This is a genomic window from Undibacterium cyanobacteriorum (genome assembly GCF_031326225.1).
Classification (GTDB): domain Bacteria; phylum Pseudomonadota; class Gammaproteobacteria; order Burkholderiales; family Burkholderiaceae_D; genus Undibacterium; species Undibacterium cyanobacteriorum.
Window position 1 is genome coordinate 4,219,088 of sequence record NZ_CP133720.1, and the last position, 24,673, is coordinate 4,243,760.

21 protein-coding genes and 2 tRNA genes are annotated in these 24,673 nt (G+C 48.5%); 5 read left to right on the top strand and 18 right to left on the bottom strand.

Annotated features, from left to right (window positions below; translation table 11 throughout):
• Positions 1-12: 12 nt before the first annotated feature.
• Complete coding sequence (gene argS / locus RF679_RS17585; RefSeq protein WP_309481929.1) at positions 13-1,725, bottom strand: arginine--tRNA ligase; 1,713 nt, start codon at positions 1,723-1,725, stop codon at positions 13-15.
• A 312-nt stretch (positions 1,726-2,037) separates the two neighbouring features.
• Between argS and RF679_RS17590 the strand changes: the two genes are divergently transcribed.
• Positions 2,038-2,943: a recombination-associated protein RdgC gene (locus tag RF679_RS17590; RefSeq protein WP_309481930.1), complete on the top strand. Its 906-nt coding sequence runs from the start codon at positions 2,038-2,040 to the stop codon at positions 2,941-2,943.
• A 225-nt stretch (positions 2,944-3,168) separates the two neighbouring features.
• Here the strand turns inward: RF679_RS17590 and RF679_RS17595 are convergent.
• The 5 genes from RF679_RS17595 to RF679_RS17615 form a co-directional block, all read right to left on the bottom strand.
• Positions 3,169-3,245, bottom strand: a tRNA-Asp gene (locus RF679_RS17595).
• 34 nt (positions 3,246-3,279) lie between these two features.
• A tRNA-Val gene (locus RF679_RS17600) sits at positions 3,280-3,355 on the bottom strand.
• A gap of 178 nt (positions 3,356-3,533) precedes the next feature.
• Positions 3,534-5,600, bottom strand: coding sequence for a diguanylate cyclase (locus tag RF679_RS17605; RefSeq protein WP_309481931.1), 2,067 nt, complete (start codon positions 5,598-5,600; stop codon positions 3,534-3,536).
• 162 nt (positions 5,601-5,762) lie between these two features.
• On the bottom strand, positions 5,763-6,545 hold the full coding sequence (locus RF679_RS17610) for a hypothetical protein (protein WP_309481932.1): 783 nt from the start codon (positions 6,543-6,545) through the stop codon (positions 5,763-5,765).
• Between the two features lie 282 nt (positions 6,546-6,827).
• On the bottom strand, positions 6,828-7,226 hold the full coding sequence (locus tag RF679_RS17615) for a GtrA family protein (RefSeq protein WP_309481933.1): 399 nt from the start codon (positions 7,224-7,226) through the stop codon (positions 6,828-6,830).
• 139 nt (positions 7,227-7,365) lie between these two features.
• Here RF679_RS17615 and RF679_RS17620 point away from each other — a divergent pair, with 139 nt between their 5' ends.
• A complete protein-coding gene (locus RF679_RS17620) occupies positions 7,366-7,578 on the top strand; it encodes a SlyX family protein (protein WP_309481934.1) in 213 nt (70 codons plus the stop codon).
• Between the two features lie 42 nt (positions 7,579-7,620).
• Here RF679_RS17620 and RF679_RS17625 read toward each other — a convergent pair whose 3' ends face one another.
• Both RF679_RS17625 and RF679_RS17630 read right to left on the bottom strand, forming a co-directional pair.
• Positions 7,621-8,700, bottom strand: coding sequence for a hypothetical protein (locus tag RF679_RS17625; RefSeq protein ID WP_309481935.1), 1,080 nt, complete (start codon positions 8,698-8,700; stop codon positions 7,621-7,623).
• Between the two features lie 36 nt (positions 8,701-8,736).
• Positions 8,737-9,267 (bottom strand): Spy/CpxP family protein refolding chaperone, encoded by a 531-nt coding sequence (locus RF679_RS17630; protein ID WP_309481936.1) that lies wholly within the window; start codon positions 9,265-9,267, stop codon positions 8,737-8,739.
• Between the two features lie 268 nt (positions 9,268-9,535).
• Between RF679_RS17630 and RF679_RS17635 the strand changes: the two genes are divergently transcribed.
• The gene (locus tag RF679_RS17635; RefSeq protein ID WP_309481937.1) at positions 9,536-10,258 is read left to right on the top strand and encodes a response regulator; all 723 of its coding nucleotides are present in this window, start codon (positions 9,536-9,538) and stop codon (positions 10,256-10,258) included.
• 2 nt (positions 10,259-10,260) lie between these two features.
• On the top strand, positions 10,261-11,637 hold the full coding sequence (locus tag RF679_RS17640; protein ID WP_309481938.1) for an ATP-binding protein: 1,377 nt from the start codon (positions 10,261-10,263) through the stop codon (positions 11,635-11,637).
• Between the two features lie 23 nt (positions 11,638-11,660).
• On the opposite strand, the gene RF679_RS17645 is transcribed toward RF679_RS17640, so the two are convergent.
• The 6 genes from RF679_RS17645 to RF679_RS17670 all read right to left on the bottom strand — a co-directional run bounded on the left by RF679_RS17645 (position 11,661) and on the right by RF679_RS17670 (position 19,306).
• Positions 11,661-12,146: a phage regulatory CII family protein gene (locus RF679_RS17645; RefSeq protein ID WP_309481939.1), complete on the bottom strand. Its 486-nt coding sequence runs from the start codon at positions 12,144-12,146 to the stop codon at positions 11,661-11,663.
• A 113-nt stretch (positions 12,147-12,259) separates the two neighbouring features.
• Positions 12,260-13,219, bottom strand: a complete 960-nt coding sequence (locus RF679_RS17650) for a methylglyoxal synthase (protein WP_309481940.1) — start codon at positions 13,217-13,219, stop codon at positions 12,260-12,262.
• Positions 13,220-13,233: 14 nt separating this feature from the next.
• Positions 13,234-14,481, bottom strand: a complete 1,248-nt coding sequence (locus RF679_RS17655) for a putative bifunctional diguanylate cyclase/phosphodiesterase (RefSeq protein ID WP_309481941.1) — start codon at positions 14,479-14,481, stop codon at positions 13,234-13,236.
• A gap of 53 nt (positions 14,482-14,534) precedes the next feature.
• A complete protein-coding gene (locus RF679_RS17660; RefSeq protein WP_309481942.1) occupies positions 14,535-16,244 on the bottom strand; it encodes an HD-GYP domain-containing protein in 1,710 nt (569 codons plus the stop codon).
• Between the two features lie 249 nt (positions 16,245-16,493).
• Entirely contained in the window at positions 16,494-18,455 is a 1,962-nt protein-coding gene (locus RF679_RS17665) for a CocE/NonD family hydrolase (RefSeq protein ID WP_309481943.1), read from the bottom strand.
• A gap of 143 nt (positions 18,456-18,598) precedes the next feature.
• Positions 18,599-19,306 (bottom strand): GGDEF domain-containing protein, encoded by a 708-nt coding sequence (locus RF679_RS17670; protein ID WP_309481944.1) that lies wholly within the window; start codon positions 19,304-19,306, stop codon positions 18,599-18,601.
• A 65-nt stretch (positions 19,307-19,371) separates the two neighbouring features.
• On the opposite strand from RF679_RS17670, the gene RF679_RS17675 reads away from it, so the two are divergent.
• Complete coding sequence (locus tag RF679_RS17675; protein ID WP_309481945.1) at positions 19,372-20,289, top strand: 1-aminocyclopropane-1-carboxylate deaminase/D-cysteine desulfhydrase; 918 nt, start codon at positions 19,372-19,374, stop codon at positions 20,287-20,289.
• Positions 20,290-20,359: 70 nt separating this feature from the next.
• On the opposite strand, the gene RF679_RS17680 is transcribed toward RF679_RS17675, so the two are convergent.
• The 4 genes from RF679_RS17680 to glpD all read right to left on the bottom strand — a co-directional run bounded on the left by RF679_RS17680 (position 20,360) and on the right by glpD (position 24,554).
• Positions 20,360-21,466: a substrate-binding domain-containing protein gene (locus RF679_RS17680; protein WP_309481946.1), complete on the bottom strand. Its 1,107-nt coding sequence runs from the start codon at positions 21,464-21,466 to the stop codon at positions 20,360-20,362.
• Between the two features lie 335 nt (positions 21,467-21,801).
• Positions 21,802-22,047 carry a hypothetical protein gene (locus tag RF679_RS17685; RefSeq protein WP_309481947.1) on the bottom strand — a complete coding sequence of 82 codons (246 nt, stop codon included), beginning with the start codon at positions 22,045-22,047 and terminating at the stop codon, positions 21,802-21,804.
• A gap of 28 nt (positions 22,048-22,075) precedes the next feature.
• Positions 22,076-22,849: a DUF1700 domain-containing protein gene (locus RF679_RS17690; RefSeq protein WP_309481948.1), complete on the bottom strand. Its 774-nt coding sequence runs from the start codon at positions 22,847-22,849 to the stop codon at positions 22,076-22,078.
• Positions 22,850-23,021: 172 nt separating this feature from the next.
• Positions 23,022-24,554, bottom strand: coding sequence for a glycerol-3-phosphate dehydrogenase (gene glpD / locus RF679_RS17695; RefSeq protein WP_309481949.1), 1,533 nt, complete (start codon positions 24,552-24,554; stop codon positions 23,022-23,024).
• Positions 24,555-24,673 lie beyond the last annotated feature (119 nt).

The following is a 24,673-nucleotide window of genomic DNA, read 5'->3' on the forward strand; positions in this document are numbered from 1 at the left end:
TTGGATGAAATCTCACATTTGGTTAGGCGCAGACACACCAATCAAACTCAGGCCATTACGCAAGACCTGGCGCACCGCCAAGATCAAGGCCAAACGAGCCAACTTGGTTGGCTCATCATCGACCAAGACACGCTCAGCGTTGTAGTAGCTGTGCATTTCGCCAGCCAACTCACGCAAATAGAAAGCCACTTGATGCGGACCCAATTCTTCCAAGGCTTTTTCCAACATCTCTGGATACTCGGCCAATTTTTGCAAGAGCAAGGCTTCGCGCGGCGCTGTCAATGGCGACAAATCGACGTTCTGCAATGCTGCCAATTCGGAATCAGACTCGCTGTATTGCGCCAACATACGGCAGATACGCGCATGTGCATATTGGACGTAGTAGACCGGATTTTCATCAGAGTTCGCCAATGCCACATCAACATCAAATACGAACTCGGTATCGGCTTTACGTGAAATCAAAAAGAAGCGTACTGCATCGCGGCCTTTGACGATATCGCCAGCACCGGACCATTCAATCAAATCACGCACCGTCACGTAGGAACCAGCACGCTTAGAAATTTTGACCTCTTCGCCATCTTTCATGACGGTGACCATCTTATGCAACACGTAGTCGGGATAAGCTTTTGGTACGCCGACACCAAGCGCCTGCAAGCCAGCACGAACACGGGCGATAGTCCCATGGTGATCACTGCCTTGGACGTTAATCGCTTGGCTGTACCCGCGCTGCCACTTCACGACGTGGTAGGCGACATCCGGCACGAAATAGGTATATGTGCCATCCGATTTCTTCATGACGCGATCTTTATCATCGCCATAGTCGGTGGTGCGCAACCACAAGGCGCCATCTTGCTCATAAGTCTTGCCGGCTGCAATCAAGGCTTGCACCGTCGATTCCACTTTACCGTCAGAATACAAAGAAGACTCGAGGTAGTAGTTATCGAACTTCACACCGAACGCCAATAGATCGATATCCTGCTCGTTACGCAAATAGGTCACAGCAAACTGACGGATCGAGTCGATATCATTGGCGTCACCACTTCCGGTCACAGGTGCACCATTACTCGCCGATACCGTTTTCTTGGCGAGGAAATCGGCGGCAATCTCGGCAATATAATCGCCGTTATAGGCCGATTCGGGCCACTCCGCATCACCCGGCTTAAAACCTTTGGCACGTGCTTGCACAGACAATGCCAAATTACCGATCTGCACACCAGCGTCGTTATAGTAAAACTCACGCGTCACCGCAAACCCTTGCGCTTCCAATAAGGCAGACAAGGCATCACCCAGCGCGCCTTGACGACCATGGCCCACATGCAGTGGTCCAGTCGGATTCGCGGAGACAAATTCAACGATGACCTTCTTACCTGCGCCTTTAGTGCCTTTACCGAAATTCACCGCTTGCTGCAATACGGTTTTCACAACCGCCTGCTTTGCCGCTGCATTCACGCGCAAATTGATAAACCCAGGGCCCGCCAATTCGGCCGAAGCGATCAATGGATTATTCTGTGCCAATACCGCATCAACAATGGCTTGCGCCAATTCACGCGGATTCTTTTTCAAAGGCTTGGCGATTTGCATGGCGATGTTACAGGCGATATCACCATGAGAAGGATCGCGTGGTCGCTCCAAGGCAATCACTGGATTGAGTTCAGTGCCGGCGATCAAAGGCGCCACAGCCGCTTTCAAGGAATCGAGGATGTCTTGTTTTTGTTGAGCTAACATGGTTTTACGCGATAAAAAACTGAACCACAAAGGCTCAGTACAATGTGAAAAAAGAAAGGTCTGACATTATACCCTCTGAGTCCTCAGAAAACCGCGCTCCGCTTCATCGTAGACAGAAAATTATCATCCGCTCTATCTACTCCTTCTCGGCAAAGTACGCTCAATTTATGAACGATTTAAAGGCATCACCGACGTCAAAATCCTGCGCAGAAAGTCAAGCATAGAATTTCTATGTGCAGTGAGCACCTAGCCAACAAAAAACACAGGCTTAGCGTGTAGAATGAGCCGCTTTTGCATTACTACGGATGACACATGTGGTTTAAGAATTTACAAGTTTTCCGCCTTCCCGCACCGTGGAAAGTCGATATCGAACAACTCAGCGCCAAATTGGCAACACAAAGCTTCGCCAATGTCAGTGCCAGCGACATGCAGAGCGAAGGATGGGCCTCTCCACGCAATGACGACCGCTTGGTTCATTGCGTGAATCAACAGTTATTGCTGCTGTTGCAAACGGAAAAAAGACTCTTGCCTTCCTCTGTTATCAACCAAGTCGCCAAAGCCAAAGCGAAAGAATTAGAAGAGCAGCAAGGTTTTGCGCCTGGCCGCAAAGCGATGAAGGAATTAAAAGAGCGCGTCACGGAAGAATTGCTGCCACGCGCATTTGCCATCACGCGTCAAACCTGGGTGTGGATTGATCCGGTGCACGGCTGGTTAGTCGTCGATAGTTCTAGTCCGAGCAAAGCCGATGAAGTCGTCAAACTCTTGCTCAAGTGCGACAAAATTCCATTGGAAAGTTTGCGCACGCAAGTGTCTCCACAAGCTGCGATGACTGACTGGCTCTCTGGCAACGAAGCACCAAAGGGCTTTACCATCGATCAAGACACTGAGCTACGCGCCTACACCGAAGACAAGGCAACCGTGCGCTATGTGCGTCATTCGCTCGATCCAGAAGATATTCAGCGCCATATCGCTGCCGGTAAGCAATGCACGAAATTGGCGATGACTTGGGATGACAAGATCTCCTTCGTCCTCTCGGAAAACCTCGCCATCAAACGGATTAAGCCGCTCGAAATTTTGAGTGAGGATAAAGAATTGGCAGCCGATGAAAACGAACGTTTCGATGCGGATTTCGTATTAATGACATCAGAATTAGCGACGATGCTCGACGATATCGTGTTTTCACTAGGCGGCGAATTAGCCGATCCTTTGGCTGCCTAAATGCAGCATTGATCAGATTAAACAACCTGATCAAGCAAAACGACAAAAGCCGCACCGTGCGAACCGTGCGGCTTTTTATTTAGTCGAAGTAATTCTGAATTTACGCTGCACCATCACAACAGCGACTCCACACTCACTAAGTCTTCAGACAAATCCGTCGAAAACGATCATCACAAAAATCGTGGACGAAAAAAAACGCGCCTAAGCGCGTTTTCTTCTACAACTTGGCGGAGCGGACGGGGCTCGAACCCGCGACCCCCGGCGTGACAGGCCGGTATTCTAACCAACTGAACTACCGCTCCGTTTTTTCAAACTTTCTGTTTGCTTGCTACTTGATGGTGGGTGCTGAGAGGCTCGAACTCCCGACCTACGCCTTGTAAGGGCGCCGCTCTACCAACTGAGCTAAGCACCCATATTCTTTGCTTAGTTCAAGTAGCGTTTCGTTTTGTCACCAACGAAAACAGAAACAAGATTATAGGAGACTTTTTTGACTTTGTCTAGGGGTTTAATCCTTTAATGAGCAAAAAGCCGTTTTATGGGGCAGTTCACTTCCTTCTTTTACATTTAAAACAACACGCCTATTAAATCACTCACTGCGGTGCCAGTGCTTCTGTTTTGGGGCCGAGAATGATATTCACCTCGACCATGTTTTCCTTAATTGCACTCGAAAAATCATGCTCAAGCATGGGCAAAGCTTGCTCGACAGGCTTCAGCAAAGAAATCAAACCATAAGCGCGATTACGTCCATTGACCTTACCAAGATACAAAGCCATATCGGCAAACTGCATTGCCTTTTCCCAATTACATTGCTGCTCAGGAATGCCAGAGAATGGTAGTGCGATATAACCCGCACTCACAGTCACGGGTATCGTATGATGCCCGACCACAATCGGCGTAGCTCCTATAGACCGTAGCACACGTTCTACCATAGGCGCCAATTGTTGCGGTTTGGTTCGTGGAGAATAAACCAAAAATTCTTCCCCACCCCAACGCATGGTTTGGTCCGAATCACGCACAGCACTTCGTAAACGTTTCGCAACTTCGATCAATACAGCGTCACCTGCTGCGTGTCCCCAAGTATCGTTGATATGCTTGAAGTGATCGATGTCGAGAATCATTAAGCAATCAGGGTTAGCGCCATCCGTTTCGCGTCTATCGTTTTCAACATTTTCGACGCGTGTTTTCATCAACTCCAAAAAGGAGCGACGATTATGCAATCCGGTGAGTGGATCTCGTACCGAATGGAATTCTAACTGTTGATTCACTTCAGCCAATTGGGCGTTGGTCTGTTTTACTTTGCGGTACAACATGAACACAAAAATACCAACGAACACGGCAACTGTAGAGCCCAGCAACATAATGATTTGCTGTAACCGTCCGTTCTTCAAATCCGCATCTTTAATTTGGTTTTCACGAGCCAGCAGTTCAATTTGCTTTTGTCTTTGATCAGCGTCGAATTGTTCTTGCAAGGTAGCAACGGCTTTTGCACGATCAGCACGAAACACTTCATCATTAAGTTTTTGCTCTTCCCTCGTGTATTCAAGCGCTTCTCGGTACATCTTGGCACGTTCCAACATGCGCCCAATTTCACCAACAGTGAGGGCAATATCAGCCTTATCGCCTTGCTCACGCGAATGCGCTAGTACTGGGTTGAGATATTCCATTGCCTGATTAATTTTGTATTGACCGCCTAAGGCAAAACCAATATTCGCTTTTGCATTGTAGGTCGCCAATTCGTCTTTAATCGCCTGCGCTTTCTTCAGAGCCTGACGTGCCACTGCCTCTGCTTTCACAAAATTCTCAGTGCGCAAATACAAGTCTGCAATGTTACTGAGGGTTAGCGCCTCCAAACGTGGCAAATTAGCTTCTTGCGAGGCTTGTAATGATCTCTCATAAGCCACTAATGCTTCCGGATAACGTTTAAGGTCGGCCAAGGCCATTGCCTGAGTCTGCCTTAGGTTGGCGACAATACGCGGGGAATTGACTTGCGAAGTCAACGCTAAAGCCTCGCTCACCACAACCAATGCTTTCTCTGGATTTTGCATCGTGTAATACAACGACGCCAAAGTATCCAAACGACGCATTTTTGATAAGGTTTGATGGCGCTTCAACTGCTCAGTCAATTTAAGCGCGGTCAAAGTGTGTGAGAGTGCTTGATCGAACTTACTTGCTGCGAGGTACATCGAGGCGTAATTGATCTCAATTCGCATGGCGTATTCGATCCGTTTGGTCGCTTTCAAACTCAAAGCAATCTCATCGAGCTTGGCAATCGCCTGCGCAATCTTACCGCTATCACGCAAGGCGTAGACTTCCGATAAACGCAAAATCGCCAAAGTATCAGTATCTTTGTTCGCTTCAGCCAACTGCTTAATCTCTTGGATAACCAGCTTAGATTGCTCGGTATCTCCTGAGTCTTCATAGGCCCGCGCTAAATCGCCTAATGCATCAATTCGAATTTGATAATCCGTCGTCGCATCGAGCTTCGCAACGAAATCCTTCAACTGCTTCAGTGCAGCATGATTGTCGCGCTCGGCCAATAATTGAATGGCTTCGAGTCGGTCTGCCGTGTCTTTTTGATCAACTGCTTCGGCGTGCGCTGACATCACACCCAAAGAGAAAATACAAATACCGACAAATTTAAAAAGCTTCTTGATCATAAAATGCCTTGTTTAAGCATACCTAAGACAAAAGAAGAAATGCGGCGCGATGATTTCTTCATCCTGGCACTCATGTACCCGTGACAAAAGGAAAATCAGAACAAATGCACGCCCTCTATTCCTCAGCCTGCAGTTCACACCATCACTCACCACACATCAGATCTATGCAATCTCTTTTAAATTAATCTTAGACATAGGGATCGCACTCTCCATCACAATTTGCAGTGCTAATTGCGGGTCAATTAATCCTTTACTTGCAAACAAAATCTCTTGAACCGCGACTCCAAACAATATCGGCCACTGATCCGGTTTGTCGCAGTAACGCCGAGCGATTGGAAACAATTGCGGCCACAAATGACGCACATAGTCCTCCGGCAGCTCGCGCGCAACATGGGCTTGCGGCAGACGCGGCACACCAAAACTCGTTTGCCCTAAAGTTTCTGTTACGTGACGAAAAATATCGTGCAAATCAATCAAACTCGTCAAACCGAGCTTTTGTGACGCACCTGAACTGAGTGACCAAATCGAATAGCGACTTTCAGCCAGGGGCTTATTGAGCAAATCTCCAAAAAAATACCGACTTCCGTTCTGGGTACTGTCGACTACAATGAAGACCTCTTTCTCAAGACGCCCCTGCTGACGCACAAACTCTTCACGCACACTCACTTGGCAAGCGTAACCAGCGATCGAGCCGAGCGCGCACAGCAAAGATTCGAGATGAATACCTTTATCGCTCGACATCGCCGCGAATAACTTATTAGCGACGTCTTTCCCACCCTTCTTAATACCAAACAAGGGATCATCGTTTTTTTTAAGCGCTTCAGGCTCAAGGGGGGCAGAGACAGGAATCTTGATTTGATCAAGTGTCCGCAACGCGACCATCGGCTTGGCTTGTTGTTGGTCACTCGCTAGCTCAAAAAGACGCTTGATCCAGGTAATCGCCACAAATACTTCCTTCTTTGTTTTTTAGTTAGGCTCAGCAGTTCGACAAACGCGTCCATCAGGGAAAGGAGATTGGTAAGAGCCTCGCCATAGCTTAGGAGCTTGGCTTAAATCACATCCATTTCACTCACTTCGCGTCTGTGTAAAAAGTCGCCAAAGTTTCGCAAAATCACGCTTCGATTGTACCCGAAACTTTCAGCTCAACATCTGAGGAGCGACAAGCGGCAGCTTTGGAGAGGCACTTAAGCAACAGCCAGCATTCGAACTATGTTTTACTCACACGCATCACTCGCGAAATGCCCACAGTTTGCTACCACCAAAATTCCAACACAGCCCGATCGCCGTCGTCAGCAATTGAGCATACCAATGCCACCATAGCAAATGTTCTACAAACAAAGTCATCAATCCAAGATTGAGGCACCAGCCAATTGCCAAAACAGTAAAGTATTTACTTGCGGCTTCGAGATGAGACTTACCGCTTGAAAAGGTGAGGAAATAATTCAGGATATAGTTGACGATTGAGCCTAACACATAGCCCACAGCGGAACCGACCACTGACGGCGCGCGATCGAACCAACTCCATGTGAAATACACAGCCATTTGCACTGTGAGATATTGAACCGCCGTCCCCGAAAGACCAACTGCGGCGAAACGCAAAAATTGCTGAAAGTGAGGATTGAACATGAGTGGCCACTTAAACAGTAAACCCCAATTATACGCGCACGTCGATGCCGTCATCGGATCGAGTAGAATACGCGCTCATCTCATTCACTGCAAAGTGCAGCAGTCGAGACCCGCACTCCATAGCACAAAGGAAAGCAACATGTCACAAGAAGAACGACTGATCGACTTAGAAATTCGTCTGGCGCGCCAAGACGATTTACTCGACACTTTGAATACTCAGATGTATCAGCAGCAGAAAAAGATCGATGAGCTCGAAAAACTCTGCAGTGCTTTAGCGGGTCGCCTCAAAGAAGTCGCTCTGGCCGCGACACAAAGGCAAATGCCGATCGATGAACGACCACCGCATTATTGAACGTGCGTCTCCGACATCAAGAATACAAAAGCTGGTTCGAACTTACACGATCCAAGCACCATCGCGGAACACGCAATGCTCACCAAGCAGCACCGACTCCGTAATCGCAAAAACGTCGACATGGTATTTGCCTTCGCCACGCTTGATGTGAGGTTTGCCATAGCTACCGTGCTTGGCGCCGAGAGACAAATGGATACCACACATCCGTTCATAAGTGCCGATATCACGCACCACGCGCTCATGATCAAAAGCGCGATTCAAGCCGAATCCGAGTTCACGAACCCAAACCACTCCTTCATCTTCTCGAATTTTTCGAATCACTTCATCAAACTCAGGATTGGAATCCAAGACTTGTACAACTTGACCTTGCTCGACCACCAAAGTAATTGGATGCTCTGGGCGATTCACTGAGAATTGTGTATCACCAAACACAAAAATACGCACCTTACCGCTCACACTGGCTAAGTCCTTCGCTTCGGTAAAGACTTCGCCGATAGGAAATTGGCCGCCCCAATTTTTCATGTCACTGTAGTCGCCGATATTGAGCTTTGCATCTTCCAAGGGACCTTCAAAGACCAATTGCGCGCCACCACTATCAACGACTGCGCGATTTGCTGCATCGATATAGCGTTTCAATCCTCGACCAACAGTGCGATAGTAAGTTGGATCATAGGCCAGTGAATCGAGATACAAGAGCGCTTGCTGACCAGACATGCGGCCGAGGTGGGGATGCTCAATGACCTTAAGCCCTTGCTTAAATAATTCGACGCGGATTCGATACGCATCCATACGGAAGTTAGTCGATTGCACCAAAACAGCCAGGTCCCCTGCTTGCAACGACTCTAATTGCTGACGCACTTCGGCTGGTGTGTGCGAGTCAAAATCGACAAATCTGGCATGAGGTAAGGCGATTTGATAAGCCGCTGTCAAAGCACAAGCTAACTCGCTATTACGGTCAAACACCACCACGGCACGCGCTGGCTCATGGTGCTGAAAACAAATTTGAACAACCTTACTCAAGTGTTGCGCAGCCGTTTCGATGGCTACCGGTGGCAAGGTAGAGCTGTCTGATATAGCAGATTGAAGTTGGCTGAACATAAAACAAAAATGGAGGTTTTTCACAAACCTCCATTTTAGCGAAACTCGACAACTTCGCTGTTACTTCTTCGGCATCGCATGATCCATATCATGACCACCGCCCATACCGCCGCGATGTTTCATTCGCATCATTTGTGCACGATGATGCATACGTTTATGTACCTGATCAAATGTCTTTTGTTGCTCAGGGGTTAAGGCCGCATAGAAAGTTCTTACGGCTTCCACGTGTTTTTGCATCATAGCCAAATGTTCTTTGGCGCGTTCTAGACGATGCTCCATCATGGCAGGTGCTGACATCGCCTCCATCTGTTTGCGATCAGGACGTGCTTGCTTGCGATCCTCCATATTGTGCTTGGTCGCCTCGACAAAGGTTTTCCAAGCGCCCTCTTGTTCCGCTGTAATTTTCAATTGATCATGCATCATGGCTTGGTGTTTTTCCATCCGGTCGTGCATACGTTTCTGCATTTTTTCTGACATTTGAGCTTGCTCTGTCTCAGGCATTGCTGGTCCTTGTGCAAAAATTGGGGCTGATATCACGATCGAACTTGCTGCAGCCAACGCTAATATCAATGATTTTTGATTAAATTTCATGATCTTTTCCTTTTCAGATGATGGGTCAATGATGTTTCATTTGCAAGGCACTCGTCTATATCTTCAACTCTGCTCGCCTCACATGAAGCGCATCATGCTCTTATTCTTGTTTCGGCGAGTGACAATTGGTAATCGCAGTGTATCGAGGTGTAACTCTATGAGCTTTCTTCTGATGCCATGTTTCGTAATGTTTCAAACCCCGTTTATGATAACAAGTCGATACAAACTCACTGCACCCTAGACGAGAAAGTTGATCGATAATCACACCATGGACCAACAAGCTACCATCTTAATCGTCGATGACGACCGCGAAATACGCACTCTCCTAGCCGACTACTTGGAGTCACACGGCTATGCCAGCGAAATCGCGGCCGACGGCAACGCCATGTGGGCTGTACTCGATAAAAGCAAAATCGACTTACTGGTGCTCGACTTAAACCTGCCTGGCGATGATGGGCTCACTTTGTGTCGCAGCTTACGCGCGAAGTCGAATCTACCCGTAATTATGCTAACCGCTCGCGGAGAACCACTGGATCGCATCTTGGGTCTTGAAATGGGGGCCGACGACTATTTACCCAAACCCTTCGAACCTCGTGAACTTTTAGCGCGGATCCGGAGTGTTCTACGTCGCACCCATGCGAACCCGAACCAACATGGCGATAACGCACCACAAAAACTGCGCTTTGGTGAATGGATGGTCGATTTGGTCGCGCGCCATTTGGTCAGCCCTGACAATATGGTGATCGCACTATCCGGTTCAGAATACCGCTTACTCAATATTTTCCTTGAACGTCCAAACGAGGTCCTCAATCGGGACCAATTACTCAACATGACGCAGGGACGTGATGCTGATCCTTTTGATCGTTCGATCGATATCCAAATTAGTCGACTCAGACAGAAATTGCGCGAAGATGCACGGTCACCGCAAATCATCAAGACCGTTCGTAACGGTGGTTACGTGCTCGCGGTCAACGTGCATCCAGAGAATTAACCATGAGCACCAAGTTACGCCCCATCAATTCCATTAGCACGCGAATTTTTGCGATTCTCATTCTGGGCGTGCTCGCAGCGGCGGCCTTGACTTGGTGGCTGGCTTTTGGCGAGCGTCAATCAACGATTAGTCATGAGCGCAATAATTTCCGCAATGAGCGCAGCAAACACACCGAACAGTTAATTCGTGCGATTGATGAACTACCGGCCGCTAACCGCGATGGGCTGTTGCGTAGCATGCCACGTCTTGGACTACAGATTTACAAAGAAGCCGCACCGCAAAGTCAGTATCAGCCAAGCTCTAGCTTCGCCCTTGCCTTAGTCGAACGCTTAGACGAAAGCTTCCCCATCATCGCCTTGGCGCCAAGCCCAGCAAACTGCCTCTACCGCCCCGATGCAGACAAGAATAGTAATGAAGGCTGTGAGGCGCTCTTGATACAGCTGCGAGACGGCATGCTACTCAAGTTAAGTCTAACGCCACCGCGCGCACCCACGCCGCCTATTCAAACGGAGACCTTGTATTACCTTGGACTCTTCCTGACGTGTGTCGCGGGTTTGGCCTTCTTCGTCTCGCGCATGACGATTAAACCCTTGTTGAGTTTGGCGCAAGCCGCCACCGAACTAGGACAAGATATCAATCGTCCACCACTGCCCGAACGTGGTGCAAACGAGATCCTGCTCGCGAGTCGCGCCTTCAATGCCATGCAAAATCGCATTCGCAGTCATATCCAACAACGCACGCAGATGTTGGCGGCCATTACCCACGACTTACAAACACCATTAACCAGACTTCGTTTGCGCTTAGAAAAAGTCAATGATCAAGATTTACGTGACAAGCTAATTCTCGACCTATCGAATATGCAAATGATGGTAAAAGAAGGTCTTGATTTGGCGCGTAGTATGGATAGTGCGGAAGAGCTTCGCCCACTCGATATCGACTCTATGCTCGATAGCATTTGCAGTGACGCTAGCGACGCTGGTCACAAAGTCAGTTTCAGCGGCGAATCAAAAGCCACAATTATGGCGCGCCCACAAGCACTGCGTCGTTGCCTAGACAATCTGATCGACAATGGCATTAAGTACGGGCAATCGGTTGAAGTGACGGTACGGCGAGAGGAAACACGTTTGGCTAGAAGTGAAGCAAAAAATCTTTGTATCGTGGTACGAGATCACGGCCCTGGTATCCCCGAAGATCAACAAGCACGGGTGTTTGAGCCATTTTATCGGATAGAAACTTCGCGTTCGCGCGAAACCGGCGGCACCGGTTTGGGACTCACCATCGCCTTGAACATTGTGCGCCAACACAATGGTGACCTTCAATTAAGTAACCACGCTGAGGGAGGCTTAGAGGTGCGTCTACTTCTACCAATTAAATCCTAGCGTAAGTTCTCGAAATTGCCCGCTTAAGGACCACGATGATGTTGGCGAATACGTTCACGCCATTCACCAATAGCAGCGAGCGCCGCCTGAAATTCTCGCTCAATCAAATCAGCCTCATGCGTGGTAATCACGCGATCCAGCATCGCCTCGGACACTGCTTCAGCGGCGTTACCAACTTGGCTCATCACGCGACACACGGTTTGCGACAAATCATCGTCGGTAAATTCTTTGGGCTCTGGAACCAAAAAGCCAGCCATGCCATGGCGCGCCAACATCGCGTGCAGGGGCAAGAGCGCATCCTTTACGCCTGCTGCTTGGCACAAACTGACGATCTCAGAGACTTCTTCGAATGAGGGATAGTGCGTTTCAATGCCTGGCGCCAGCTTGTTGCGCAAGACATTGACCGACATCTTCATAGCAGCGGCCAAGGCTTCCAAGCCACCGGGATAAGCACGCGCCACTTTGTACAAAGCATCATGCTGGTTCATATCAGAATATCGGCGTGTCATGCAAAATCCCCACAAATCAGAAAGCTCAAAACCTCAATTTAAGGCAGCGTCGCAAATTGTACCGAATTGTTATGCGATTAACCATCAAATTAAGTAGCAAAATAAATATCAAGCTAACTTGTACTCAATGCCAATCGTTGCGACATCAATTGCAACCAGCGATCACTCCCATCCACATCACTGACCACCAAGGCGAAATCAGTGACCGTACGCGCCGCCCGTTCCAAAAGTTGAATGTCCGCTTCATGTTGCCGTGCGACATGAGGATCTTCCAAGAACAAGATACGACGTATCTTTTGCTCCAAAACCAACTCGGCGATTTGCGCATCACCTCCCATTGGTCCCGACAAAAAAGGCTGCACCCAATTTCGACCAGCCTCCTCGCCCTTCATCCGCTGTGCTAACTGGTTCAATAAGGACCCCGTAGTGCCCGTCGCATAACGATGCTCGAATTGATCCAACAGAGCAAAATGTTTTTCCGCAAGCTTGAGCATTTTTTGTTTCATCGCGTCATGCGCAATCAAAGCGATCGACTCTTGCGGCAAAGCGAAGCCGCGCCCTGAACTCAAATGTGTAGTAGAGCCCATCGTCAAGGCTTCTAATTCTAGCCATTCGCAGACACTGGCCAAGGTCGACAAAAATGGTTTGCCGTGAATCACACACTGGCGTTTCAAAGCGAGCGCCTCTGGAAATACCGAGGAGGGATCTACCGGATCAATCAGATATACCACTGCATCAACCGAATTTTGCGGAGCGCTATTCACCACATGCGCGACCAACTTCATCAACCCGCCTTCGCGCCCATAGGGGAAGCGAATGTGCGGCTCACACAAATGACCTAGTCCATGTGAATGAATCGCATCGAGTGTACGCCCGACCACGACCCATTCTGGTTGTAATGCACGTAACGATGCTTCAGCGCGCCGAAACAATTGAACTAATGCGGAACCAGCGGCATCTTGATGGGAGCGATTGGCGATCAAGCCGATACGCAGGCGAGGCTTAAGTGGTGTGAGCGGTGTGAGGGGTGCAGGGGACGTAAGCGTGCCTGCAGTAACAGAAGATAATGTCATGTCCGTCAGAAATGTTAAAGCTTGTCGTGGAAGTCGCGGTGGAACTGTTCACACCACGAGAATAGCTGTGTCGATGGCATGGGATGAGCGAAATAGAAACCTTGAATTTCATCGCAACCCATCATCCGTAACACATTCAGATTTGCTTCGTGTTCGACCCCTTCGGCCACCACGGACAGCCCAAAGTTGTGCGCTAGGCTGATAATGCTCTGCACGATCTGTTTATCTTGCATAGAGTCCATCATACCTTGAACAAAGACTTTATCAACCTTTAATTCATCAATTGGGAATCGACGCAAATAAGCCAAAGACGAATAGCCCGTACCAAAATCGTCAATCGACAACTTAAAGCCCAGTCGTTTCAATTCGAATAGTAATGCGGTCGTGTGATCGATATCATGAATAAAGGCACTCTCAGTGACTTCCAGTCCGACCGCTGATGCTGGTAGATTCCATACTTCCAAAGCACGGGCGAGCAATTTTGGCAATTGTTCCAAACTGAGCAAGCGCGCTGACAAGTTGACCCACACAATCAATTGCAAACCCCGCGCTTGCCACTGTGCCGCCTCTTGAAATACCTTATTGACGACCTGCAAAGTCAATTGCTCAATCAGACCATATTGCTCAGCGGTGTCGATCAATACATTGGTCGGTACTGACTGATGATGATCACTCGGCCATCGCACCAGGGCTTCCACCGACTTAATACTTTTAGAACGCAAATCAACCTTTGGTTGATATCGCATTTCCAAAGCATTACTGTCCAAAACTTCTTTCAAAGCTTGCGGTAAATCTTCTGGACTGGAACGTCGTTGTTGCTCCACTCGCGCCAACTCAAAACGAACATTATTGGATTGCGCATTGCGTTGCGCGAGATCGGCGATACGTAACAACTCGACCGCCGTCTTCGCATGTAAAGGCGCACAAGCAATTCCAATGCTAGGCTGGAAAAATACCGTTTGTGTTTCGATTCTGAGTGGCGTCCCCAAAGCATTTAGGATTCTATGGCAGGCCAAGACCGCTAATGCTTCGGAAGACAAATGAGGCAGCACAAACCAACATTCATTTTCTGTGGCAAAAACAAAGCGATCCTTGTCACGCAAACTGGGGCGCAAACGTTCGGTGACATGCTGCTCCACAATGCTATCGTAATGCGGGCTGAGTAATCCTTGAATACGGTCAGAGCGCTGTAAATTCACAACCAGTAAAGCGAGTATTTGAGCATCCGAACTCACCTGCAATTCCGTCTCTACCAACTGCATTAACTCATGAATAGACGAAAGCTTGGATTGATTTGTATTGAGAGGAATCATGCTCAGGTGGCCTTATAAAAGTCGTGACATACCAAGCCATAAGCACCATCAGGAAGGCCGCGCCAAATGCTAATGCGTTCTGCATCATCGACTAAATCTTGGCGCATCAAATCAAAAACGATCGGCTTCTCGAGCAAAGATTTATCACTGCGCGTCAACAAAAGAACTTTTGGGTCCAAGCGTCGAACTTTGTTATGTTCCAGAACAATGGCGACTTCGCCGGTGGTCAGTTGAATCAAACTGCCGACAGGAAAAATGCCGATTGCTTGAACAAATTCTTCAACCAATGGTGCATGCAATTGCCCTTCCGCCATTCGAAATAATTCACGCATTGCTTCAAAACTGGACAGAGTTTTGCTATACGGACGATCCGATGTCATGGCAGCGAAACTGTCCGCGATTGCTGCCATCCGTCCAAAGATACTAATCTCACCACCCACCAGTCCGCGTGGATACCCGCTCCCATCCATACGCTCGTGATGCTCATTAATGCCTAAGCGCACATTGAAACTGAGTGGCTCATTGGACTCCAACAGTTGAATACTGGCGTCGACGTGAGTCTGAATCAAGGTCGCCTCTTCCTCAGATAATTTTTCTGGCTTACTCAAGATTTCTTCTGGCATTTCTAACTTACCGACATCGAGCAAAAGTCCAATGAAACCAAGCTCGACCATTTGCTCTTTACTGAACCCAATATGGCGACCCAGCGTGAGCATGTAGACGGCCACTTTCAATGCATGCGATACGACCTCAGCGTTCTCAGTGCGCATCCGTAACAACCACATCATGGCGGAAGGATTCGCAATCACACTATCTGATAGCAATTGCACGGTTGGCAGGACTTCTTTGAGCTCAATCGCCTGCATATCTTTCAGATCTTGTTCCAACTTGCGAATCAAGGCACTCGCCTTCAACACCACATCACGAGCCCGCACCAATTCCTCTTGCATGGTGGTCTGTTCGGGATGATGAACTAGGTGAATCTCTTCCGGTACGTATTCAGGCCGATGTTTCTTTTTTCTTGGCGCGGTAGATCGATTCCAAAGCGAGCGGTGCCAGTGACTGCCGTTCTCCGTCCAACGCAACCAACGAGACCACCAACTATCAGATTCAATTTCCTCAGGGCGAGGCTCACTGCCATGCACTGCCGCTGCGAATTTTCGTAGCGATGCCGAATTCGATTTCTTCAAATGGGCAAGCGAGGCTTCATTGACCTCTTCAATCTTCAACTCATCCGGCGTAGCCATCTCGCGTTTGGCATGCAACGGATGTTTCAGTTTTTGTTGCGAGTGTGGGCGTTTAGAGCGATGGTGACGCAAACGTCGCGAAGTCGCATATTCTGAGCGGATGAACTTCCGGTGTAGCCAGCCAACCACCTTATCGAATTGTCCTTGCTCTTCTTCATAATTGAGCTGGACGTGTCGACTGACAACACGGGTGTTAAGACTTGCATCGGAATCGAGCTCTAAATGCAAACGCGAGAAGGGAATATGCAGCAGTGCGTTGTAATTGCTACGGTGAGGGTCAATCACAAGCTCTTTGACGAGTCCTCGCAAGGTCGCCAAATCTAATTCTTCGGTGAGAAGAAAACCTTGCAACATAAATGGAGTTTGCCCCCATGGTCTATCCAACTCCGAAACGAACATCCCCAAGCGTAATTCATCAACTGAAATACGGAGCGATTCACAGAGTGGTTGCGAACTATTTGGCACGACGCGTTAAATTTACTTATTATTAATTGGATGGCGCTCTACAGCTCTATTCGGATCAACATGAAAGCTTATCGGTGTGACCATAAACTTTCAATGTGAGCATTCCTTGTGAGCTCTTCTTTCGGGCGCCGATTCTCCCTCAAACGCTAAGTTTAAATTAAAGCGTATGGGGTATCAGCATAACGACAGCGTTTCGAATAAAAAAACCCGCTTGCGGCGGGTTTTTGCTGGTTTTTTCCGACACTCAGCCTAAGGTTTCGTATCCAAGGCAGGCAAGACTTGCACTTTGATGCTGCTCAAGTCCATCCCAGAACGATACAAACGGTGGTTTGCCTTCACAAAATCGCTCTCCTTGGCCTCGTAAATATTGTCCACGAAGGTTTGTGGATTACGATCAATGAAGGGGAACCACGACGATTGAATCTGAATCATGATGCGATGACCACGTTGAAAAGTATGCATCACGTCGTTAATCGCAAATTTCACTTTAGTCGGTTCACCGGGCGTCAACGCTTTAGGATGTTCAAAGCTTTCCCGGAAGCGTGCGCGGAACGGCTCTCCGCGCACCAGAGTCTGCTGCGCTCCTCGATTGGGCTCACCTGGCGCAGCCTCCATCCGATTCGGATTCACATCAATTAACTTCACCACAAAATCGGCGTCGCTACCGGTGGTGCTGACCAATAAATTCGCTTCAATTGGACCAGCAAAAGTGATGTCACGATCAAGCACTTCCGATTGATACACTAAAACATCCGGACGACTTGCGGCAAAACGTTGGTCAGCGGCGACGTACTGGTTGCTCCAACGATTCGTAATCTCCGTCGTGTAAGGCACTGGCTTCGCAGGATCACTGATGTATTCATCGAAGGCGACTGTGTTTGAGCTCGGCATTTCAAAACTGAGCTTGCCATTCGCATGGAAATACAATGACTTAGTTTTCGTATTGGCGGGTGGCCACGCGTCGAAGCTGCGCCAACGATTAGCACCCGTCTCAAATACCCAAGCTTCGGGTAAAGCGGGCTTATCGCCGCCCTTCAAATGATGTTTAAAGAAGGCAAATTCGATCGCTTGATAATTTTGAGAGGTCTTGAAACCAAAGTTCGCATCACCCACTTTATCTCCCGCTGTACTTTGCCAACCACCGTGAACCCAAGGCCCCATCACGAGAGTATTGCTGATACCCGGATTATTTTTTTTGATCGCCTTATAAGTTTGTAGTGGTCCGTATAAATCCTCTGTGTCATACCAACCACCGACCGTCATCACCGCAGCTTTGATATTTTTCAGATGAGGTAGCAAATTTTTTGCTTGCCAATAACTGTCGTAATTCGGATGTTGCATCAGTTCATTCCAGAACGGGATGCCGTTCTTGAAGTAGCGCGCATTGGCGTTGGATAATGGCCCCAGCTCAAGGAAGAATTGATAGGCATCCGGAGTGCCCCAATCAAAGCCACCGCTGCCGGGTTGGTCCGTTGGCTCTGGACGAGGCTTACCAAAACTACTGAAAAAGCTAAATGCCAGCTGCACATTGAAAGCGCCGTTGCGATGCATATCGTCGCCACGGAACCAATCAGCGATTGGCGCCTGTGGTGACACAGCTTTCAGAGCGGGATGTGAATCAATCACGCCGGCCGATGTGTAAAAACCTGGATAGGAAATACCCCACTGTCCAACCCGCCCATTATTGCCAGCGATATTTTTGATCATCCAATCGATGCTGTCATACGTATCGCTACTTTCATCGACATCATTTTTACTATTTTTCTTATCAATATGGGGACGCATATTGACGAACTCGCCCTCCGACATATTCTTGCCACGCACGTCTTGGAAAGCAAAAATAAAACCATCTTTTTCAAAGTCGGCGCTAGGGCCTAAACGCGTTTTGTATTTATCAGCGCCGTAAGGCGCTACCGTGTAGGGCGTGCGCACTAACAAAATCGGATAAGTCTTAGTGGGGCTTGCATCGTTTGGCACGTAAATCGAAGTGAACAGCAGTTTCCCGTCGCGCGCCGGAATTCGATATTCAAACTTTGTGTAGTTCTTGCGGATGTATTCGGCACGCAAGGCTGCTGCGTCCTTTTCGTCCGCCAGGTTAGCACTCACAAGCACATTACTAGCCGCACTTGATACCGTATTTGCCCAAGAGCTTGGAGCGCTCAATTGCACGAAAGCCGATAAGACCAATGCACTGACAAGGCGCAATTTCATAATGAAAACCTTTCGAAGAAATGCAAGGAAGAACAAGAGAGGAAAGTTGTTTTGACCGACGCCACGCTCAAAAGTTCGGATCAATGAGTAGTGAATAGGAGCACAGCGTGAGCCCTGCCCTCGGAAGTCTCTGCACTCTTTATTTATTCGGCATGCGGGTCGAAATCAGGCAAATCAACATCGACTTGAGCAACTTGATCGATACCCATCGCCTGGGCTTTTTGCAAGGCGTCAGTCACCCTCTTCATAACGGTCTCGACCTCATCCCCAGGGGCATTCGCGGTCAAACCAGTACAGAAACTCACCTGCAATCCAATCGACAAATCTTCCCACGCATATTCGGCGATACGAGTTTTCAGGCGTCGAACGGCGACTAAACTTTGATCGAGCCAAGTCGTTGGCATCACAATCGCAAACTCCGTGGCGCCGACTCGCCCAAAAGAATCGAGACTACGCAAGACCTGTGCAGCCTCCACGGTCAATACTTGCAGAATGCGTTTCGTCGCGTCTTGGCCATGCGCCTCCATAATTTCGGGCAACCTGTCCATGCCAATTAAAGCGACCGTGAAGGTGTGTCCAGTGCGTTTGGAACGCTGCAACTCATTATCAAGCCGCTCTAAAAATGTCGTTCGATTAAGTGCCCCAGTAAGATGATCATGTGTGGCCAAGGTCTGTAGCTGGTTCATAACCGCTTCAAGTTTTGGCAGTACATCGTCGCGAGCGCCACCCTCCTTGATTTGAGCGATAGCCTCTAGGAGCTGTTGTTGCGCAAACGGTACCGTTTGTTTGGTATTTCGTGGCATCTTCTCTAGTCCCATACGAGGAAAGATCAGTGGGAGACAAATCGCCATACGCGATCAAGCACTTCAAAATACAATAACGACTTTATTGCGTTTCAGCAAGCACCATACTCGCCATGACTACAAACGCACCACTAGAAAAAATTAGTAGCGACCTCTTCAACGAACGCCAAATTTGGGTCAAGCGTGACGACCTTCTGCACCCGACCATCTCTGGCAACAAGTACCGTAAGTTAGAACATGCTTTGCCGCGCCATCAGCCTGGTCTGGTAGTGTCAATGGGCGGCCCTTGGTCAAACCATCTTCACGCCTTAGCATTTGCCTGCTACGAGCGCGGCTGGCCAAGTTATGGTTTTGTGCGCGGTCTACGTAGCGAAGATACCGAACTCACTGCCACCCTTCGAGATTGTCAGCGTTGGGGCATGCGACTTCAATTTATTTCGCGTATCGACTACAAAAAGCTGCGCGATGACCCGCAGTATTGGCAGAGCCTCATCCCAAACAACATCGCGAATAGCCTATGGCTTGAAGAAGGGGGGCGTGGTATAGACGCGCTGCGAGGGCTACAAGAACTCCCGTTCGAAATCGCGCAACAACTTGGTGCAACCCCTGATTATCTCGCATGCGCGTGCGGCACTGGAACAACACTTGCGGGCTTAGCCTTAGGCGCTAGACTGACTCACCAAACATCAACCAAAGTGCTAGGGATTAGTGCCGTTGGAGAAGGAAATCAGCTGCATCAACGCATATACGATCTGCTGAGCTTGGCAGGCCATGCCGCTATCGACAATTATCAAATACGAACCGAGTTTGATCACGGCGGTTTCGCCAAGACCACTCCTAAGCTCATAGATTTCTGCGAACGCTTCACCCGAGATACTAAAATTCCCATCGAACCCGTCTACACTGGGAAGCTCTTCTTTGCTTTATCACAGCTTTGCCAGGTCGGCTATTTCTCAAAAACAGATCGTATCGTCGCAATCCATACTGGCGGATTGCAAGGAGCACGAAGCAAAGTTCAAGGCAAAACCTGAACAAACAAAAAGGGCGGGATGTTAATCACCCCGCCCTCTACCATTCTAAAATTTCAGACTAGCTGCACTACTATTTGCCCCAGTAGGCAGAATACTTCGCACGGAAATCGTTGGAAGGATCAAACATGTCTTTCGGGCCACCGTCGTAATTGATGTTCTGTTGCGTCACCAAATGCAAAGGCGCATGGTAACCACTTGGTGCAGCGTCAGACAAGGCACGATTGAGTTCATCAACAATCTGCCAACCATGCAAAGCTAGAGGTTCTGGAACTGTTCCCACTTGCAAATCATTCTTGCGAATACGTTTGTATGCGTAGGTCGAACCATCGCCAGCGGAAATGCCGCGCAACTTATTCGCTTCCAGCAGACTTTCGATTTCTGGCTTATCCATCCAATCAAAATAAATGTCATTTATCGAAATAATGTGAGTCCATTTGCTGCCATGACGTTTGACTAGTCCCTCAATCACACCAGCAAATTTTTTGCGAGACTCCATCACCGGCAAATCTTCAATACTCAAAATACGGCAGGTATCGCATTGCTTCAACACTTCAACCATTGCACCGGACTTCGTCGCCAAATAAGGATTTGACGTATCTGTGAACACCACGATGCCCGTCTTATTATTGGATTCGACTGCGCCGTATAAACTGGCCAACTGCGCGGCTTCTTTAGGATCAGATGTGATGTTCGTAAAGAGTCCAGGCACCGGTCCCGCTTTGAAACTTGCGTGCCACCCTATAACAGGCACTTTCGCTACAGCGGCCGCTGTTAAACCTTTGGTTTGACTCGCTGCATCAACACCGGCCAATACAATTCCTGCGGGTTTCATATCGAGTGCTTGCTGCACCACATTCGCCGATTGATTACAACGTCCACGGCAATCGATTGACAATACTTGCCAACCGGCTCCAGTGACCGCTTCCTTAATGCCACTAAAAACCCCAAAAGTACCAGCGTCACTCATGTCGCCGGCGATAAAGACGATCTTCTTATCATGTAGCAATTTAGGACCAGAAGTCGGGCCATCCCATTTTGACTTCAAGGCCGCGGCTTTAGCTACTTTTGCGTTCGCCGCCCCCATAAATTGCACAGAGTTTTGCTGAGCCATCGCGCTGCCCATGAGGCTTACAGCGAACAAGAAAATTAAAGCGCTCTTACGGTGGAAAGTAGTCATAAATCCAAATCTATCAAGGTGAAAGAAAGAACCTGTATCTGTGCCACAGATTCCAGAACCGCTTCGACATGCACTCACCAAAGTTGCAATGTTCAATTGAGTTCCACTACTAAATGCCAAAAAAAACGAACGCTCAAAGATTATCTTAGAATAAGGGATAGTGCAATTAAAGCTGCAATGATTACGGCAAATATGTATTTTTGCTTCAACCATTCGAGACGCATAAGCCTGACAAAAGCGATTGTATGTATGGATAACTCTGTGCAAACACGCTAGGATGGACAAAAAAAAGGCGAGTCCAAGACTCGCCCAAACGGGAATTGGTATCACAAGGTTTAAGGTTTCTTGACACTCGAATTTTGCGCCGCAACAGAGGCGCTACTCTGCGTTGCAACTGGGGTCGCGGGTGCCGATGCTGCTTGAGTTTCTTGTTTCACCGCTTGAGTGGTATCAAGCGCTGCCGCCTTCTTTTGGTTTGCTTCAATGATTGGCGCGTGTGTGCGAATCGCGATCGCCCCCAATACACTCAAGAAGAAGCCAAAACAGATCAATCCAAGGCCAATTTTTGCGTAGATCTTCATAATAATTTCCTTTCCGTCATGGACTTGCTTATGCTGACAATGGCGCGCGCAATACCGCGAGATTCCATAACAAGTATTTTTTTAATCCAATAAAGCTCAAGCGCGTCAACATCAAGCACAACAACATGAATCCTGTTCCAAGTACGAGCAATCCTGCGCCAAGGAAAAAGTGATGGGTTTTCATCTGATTCTTGATCGTGATGGTTGAAACTTCGCCGTCAAAATGCATCGCACTTGGTCCGGAATTCGAAACCGCATCGACAATTTCCTTTGCGCCGTCTTTATCAATCACAATACCGTGCTCGTTCACATCAACACTGATGTTTTTGAGACCATGATGTTTGTGGTCGAAGCCATGGTGACTATGAGTATGCCAATGCTGCGGCCCTGCTTTAAAACTGATCTCAGGTACGCCGGACATACTCGCCGCTAAGACCAATACGCCAGCGGTCCACACTGCGAGCGAACCGATGTACGATGCAAACAAGAAAATGCCATAGGCGAAGGTCGGAACAATCATAATGACATTGAAAATCATCAAGCCGATCAATGCGATGATGAGGCCGAAGAAATTGCCGACGCTAAATTCCTTCTTCAAATGCTGAAACCGAGTACTTGCTCGTGCTTGTGCAGCGACAACTCGCGGATGCGACAACTGTTCACAGATTTCCGCTTCTGTTTTTCCGCTCGCCATTGCTGCCGAAAATTTTTGTTCGATTTCTGCCTTTAGGCGAGACTGGACATCACTCGGTAGGTCTTGCATTTCATGTTGCAAGAGGTTCATATATTCGGTCTTGTTCATCTTGTTCTCCCCTCGTTCACTCAAAGCAAAAGGCGCTTTGCTATGGTGTTACTGTAAAGTGAAGCTAAGGTCTTGAATATCGAAGAGCGACGTACTGCAGATTACAGGGGATGGAAAGCATAAAACGGCGATGAACCGAACCAAGATTCGGCCGCCGTGGTACTCACTTAAGTCAAACTACGGGATGCGCGACGAGCCAAGTCTCTAATACAGAAGCGGCCTCTGGACCGCAGTGCAAACCCAATTTGGTACGGCGCCAGAGAATATCCTGCGCCGTCACAGCGAATTCGCAGCTGCGCAGATATTCAATCTCTACTTGGTACAAGCTAGGTAGAACCTCTTGCCCTAAGTTTTCCAAAGCGGTGCAATCCTTAAGCATTTGGTGCAATCGCGTTCCATATAAGCTCACGTAACGCCGCACCAATGTGCTCGGCAAGAATGGATAGGCGCTGCATGCTTGTTCACAGAATTGCTCGAATTGCTTCACATTTTGATTGCTAGGCATGGCTTGAAATAGATCCCCGCCTGGTAACACCGCATGAGCGGTCCACGCTTGATTCGATCGGCCAAGCGCCGCAAGCAACTGATCGCAAGCTTGCTCGGCTAATTTTCGAAAGGTCGTGATCTTACCGCCAAAAATATGCAGAATCGGCGCGCCAGATTGATCTAGCTCCAAGCGATAATCGCGCGTGATGGCCTTCGCATCAGCCTTCCCATCATCGACTAAGGGACGAACACCAGAGTAAGTCCAAACGATATCTTTCACTCCAATTTGCTTTTGAAAATAATGGTTGCAAAGATTCAGCAAGTACTCAATCTCCGCGGCACTAATCTGGGGGTGATTTTGATCTCCTTTAAATTCAAGATCAGTGGTGCCAACTAAGGTGTATTCAGACTCGTATGGAAGAGCAAAAACAATACGTCCATCACTGTTTTGGAAAATATAGGCATAGTCATGTTCAAACAATCGCTTCACGACAATGTGACTGCCTTGTACCAACCTCAACTCCTTTCGGGGCAAAGTCGGCGAGTAACGATGTTGCAACTCAGCCGCCCACGCACCACTGGCATTAACTACTGCTCGAGCGCGAACACGACGCAGAACACCTTGGCGATTGCCCAACTCTGCATACCAAGCTGAATCCCTACGCTGCAGATCCAAACACTCGGTACGACAGCAAATTTGCGCTCCCAATTCAGCGGCACTCACTGCATTCAAGACCACCAAGCGGGCATCGTCGACCCACGCATCGGAATATTCAAACCCTTGCACCATATCGGCTTTCAAGGGTGCGCCTGCCACATGTTTGCGCAAGTCAATTGCGGACGACGCAGGTAACAAATCTCGGCGTGCGAGTTGATCATACAAAAACAATCCAGCCCTAATCAGCCATTGAGAACGCAAATGTGCCTGATGCGGCATGATGAAGCGTCGCGCCGAAATAATGTGCGGCGCGAGCCGCATGAGCACTTCTCGTTCCTGTAAGGCTTTTCGAACTAGCGCAAATTCGTAGTACTCGAGATAACGCAAGCCCCCGTGAATAAGCTTGGACGAAGCTGACGATGTGTGCGATGCAAGATCATCTTTCTCACACAAGATCACACGCAAACCACGTCCTGCTGCATCCCTTGCGATTCCAACACCATTGATGCCACCGCCGATCACCAACACATCGCAATCAAAATCATTCATCGCTGTTGACATGGCACTCCCATCACTTTTGATTTTCCGCAAACATCTCTTCAATGACAAACTCGATTGCAACTGAATCGTGTAAGTTCATTATCAAATAGCCCTAATCATAGTAAATCACCAATAAGCTT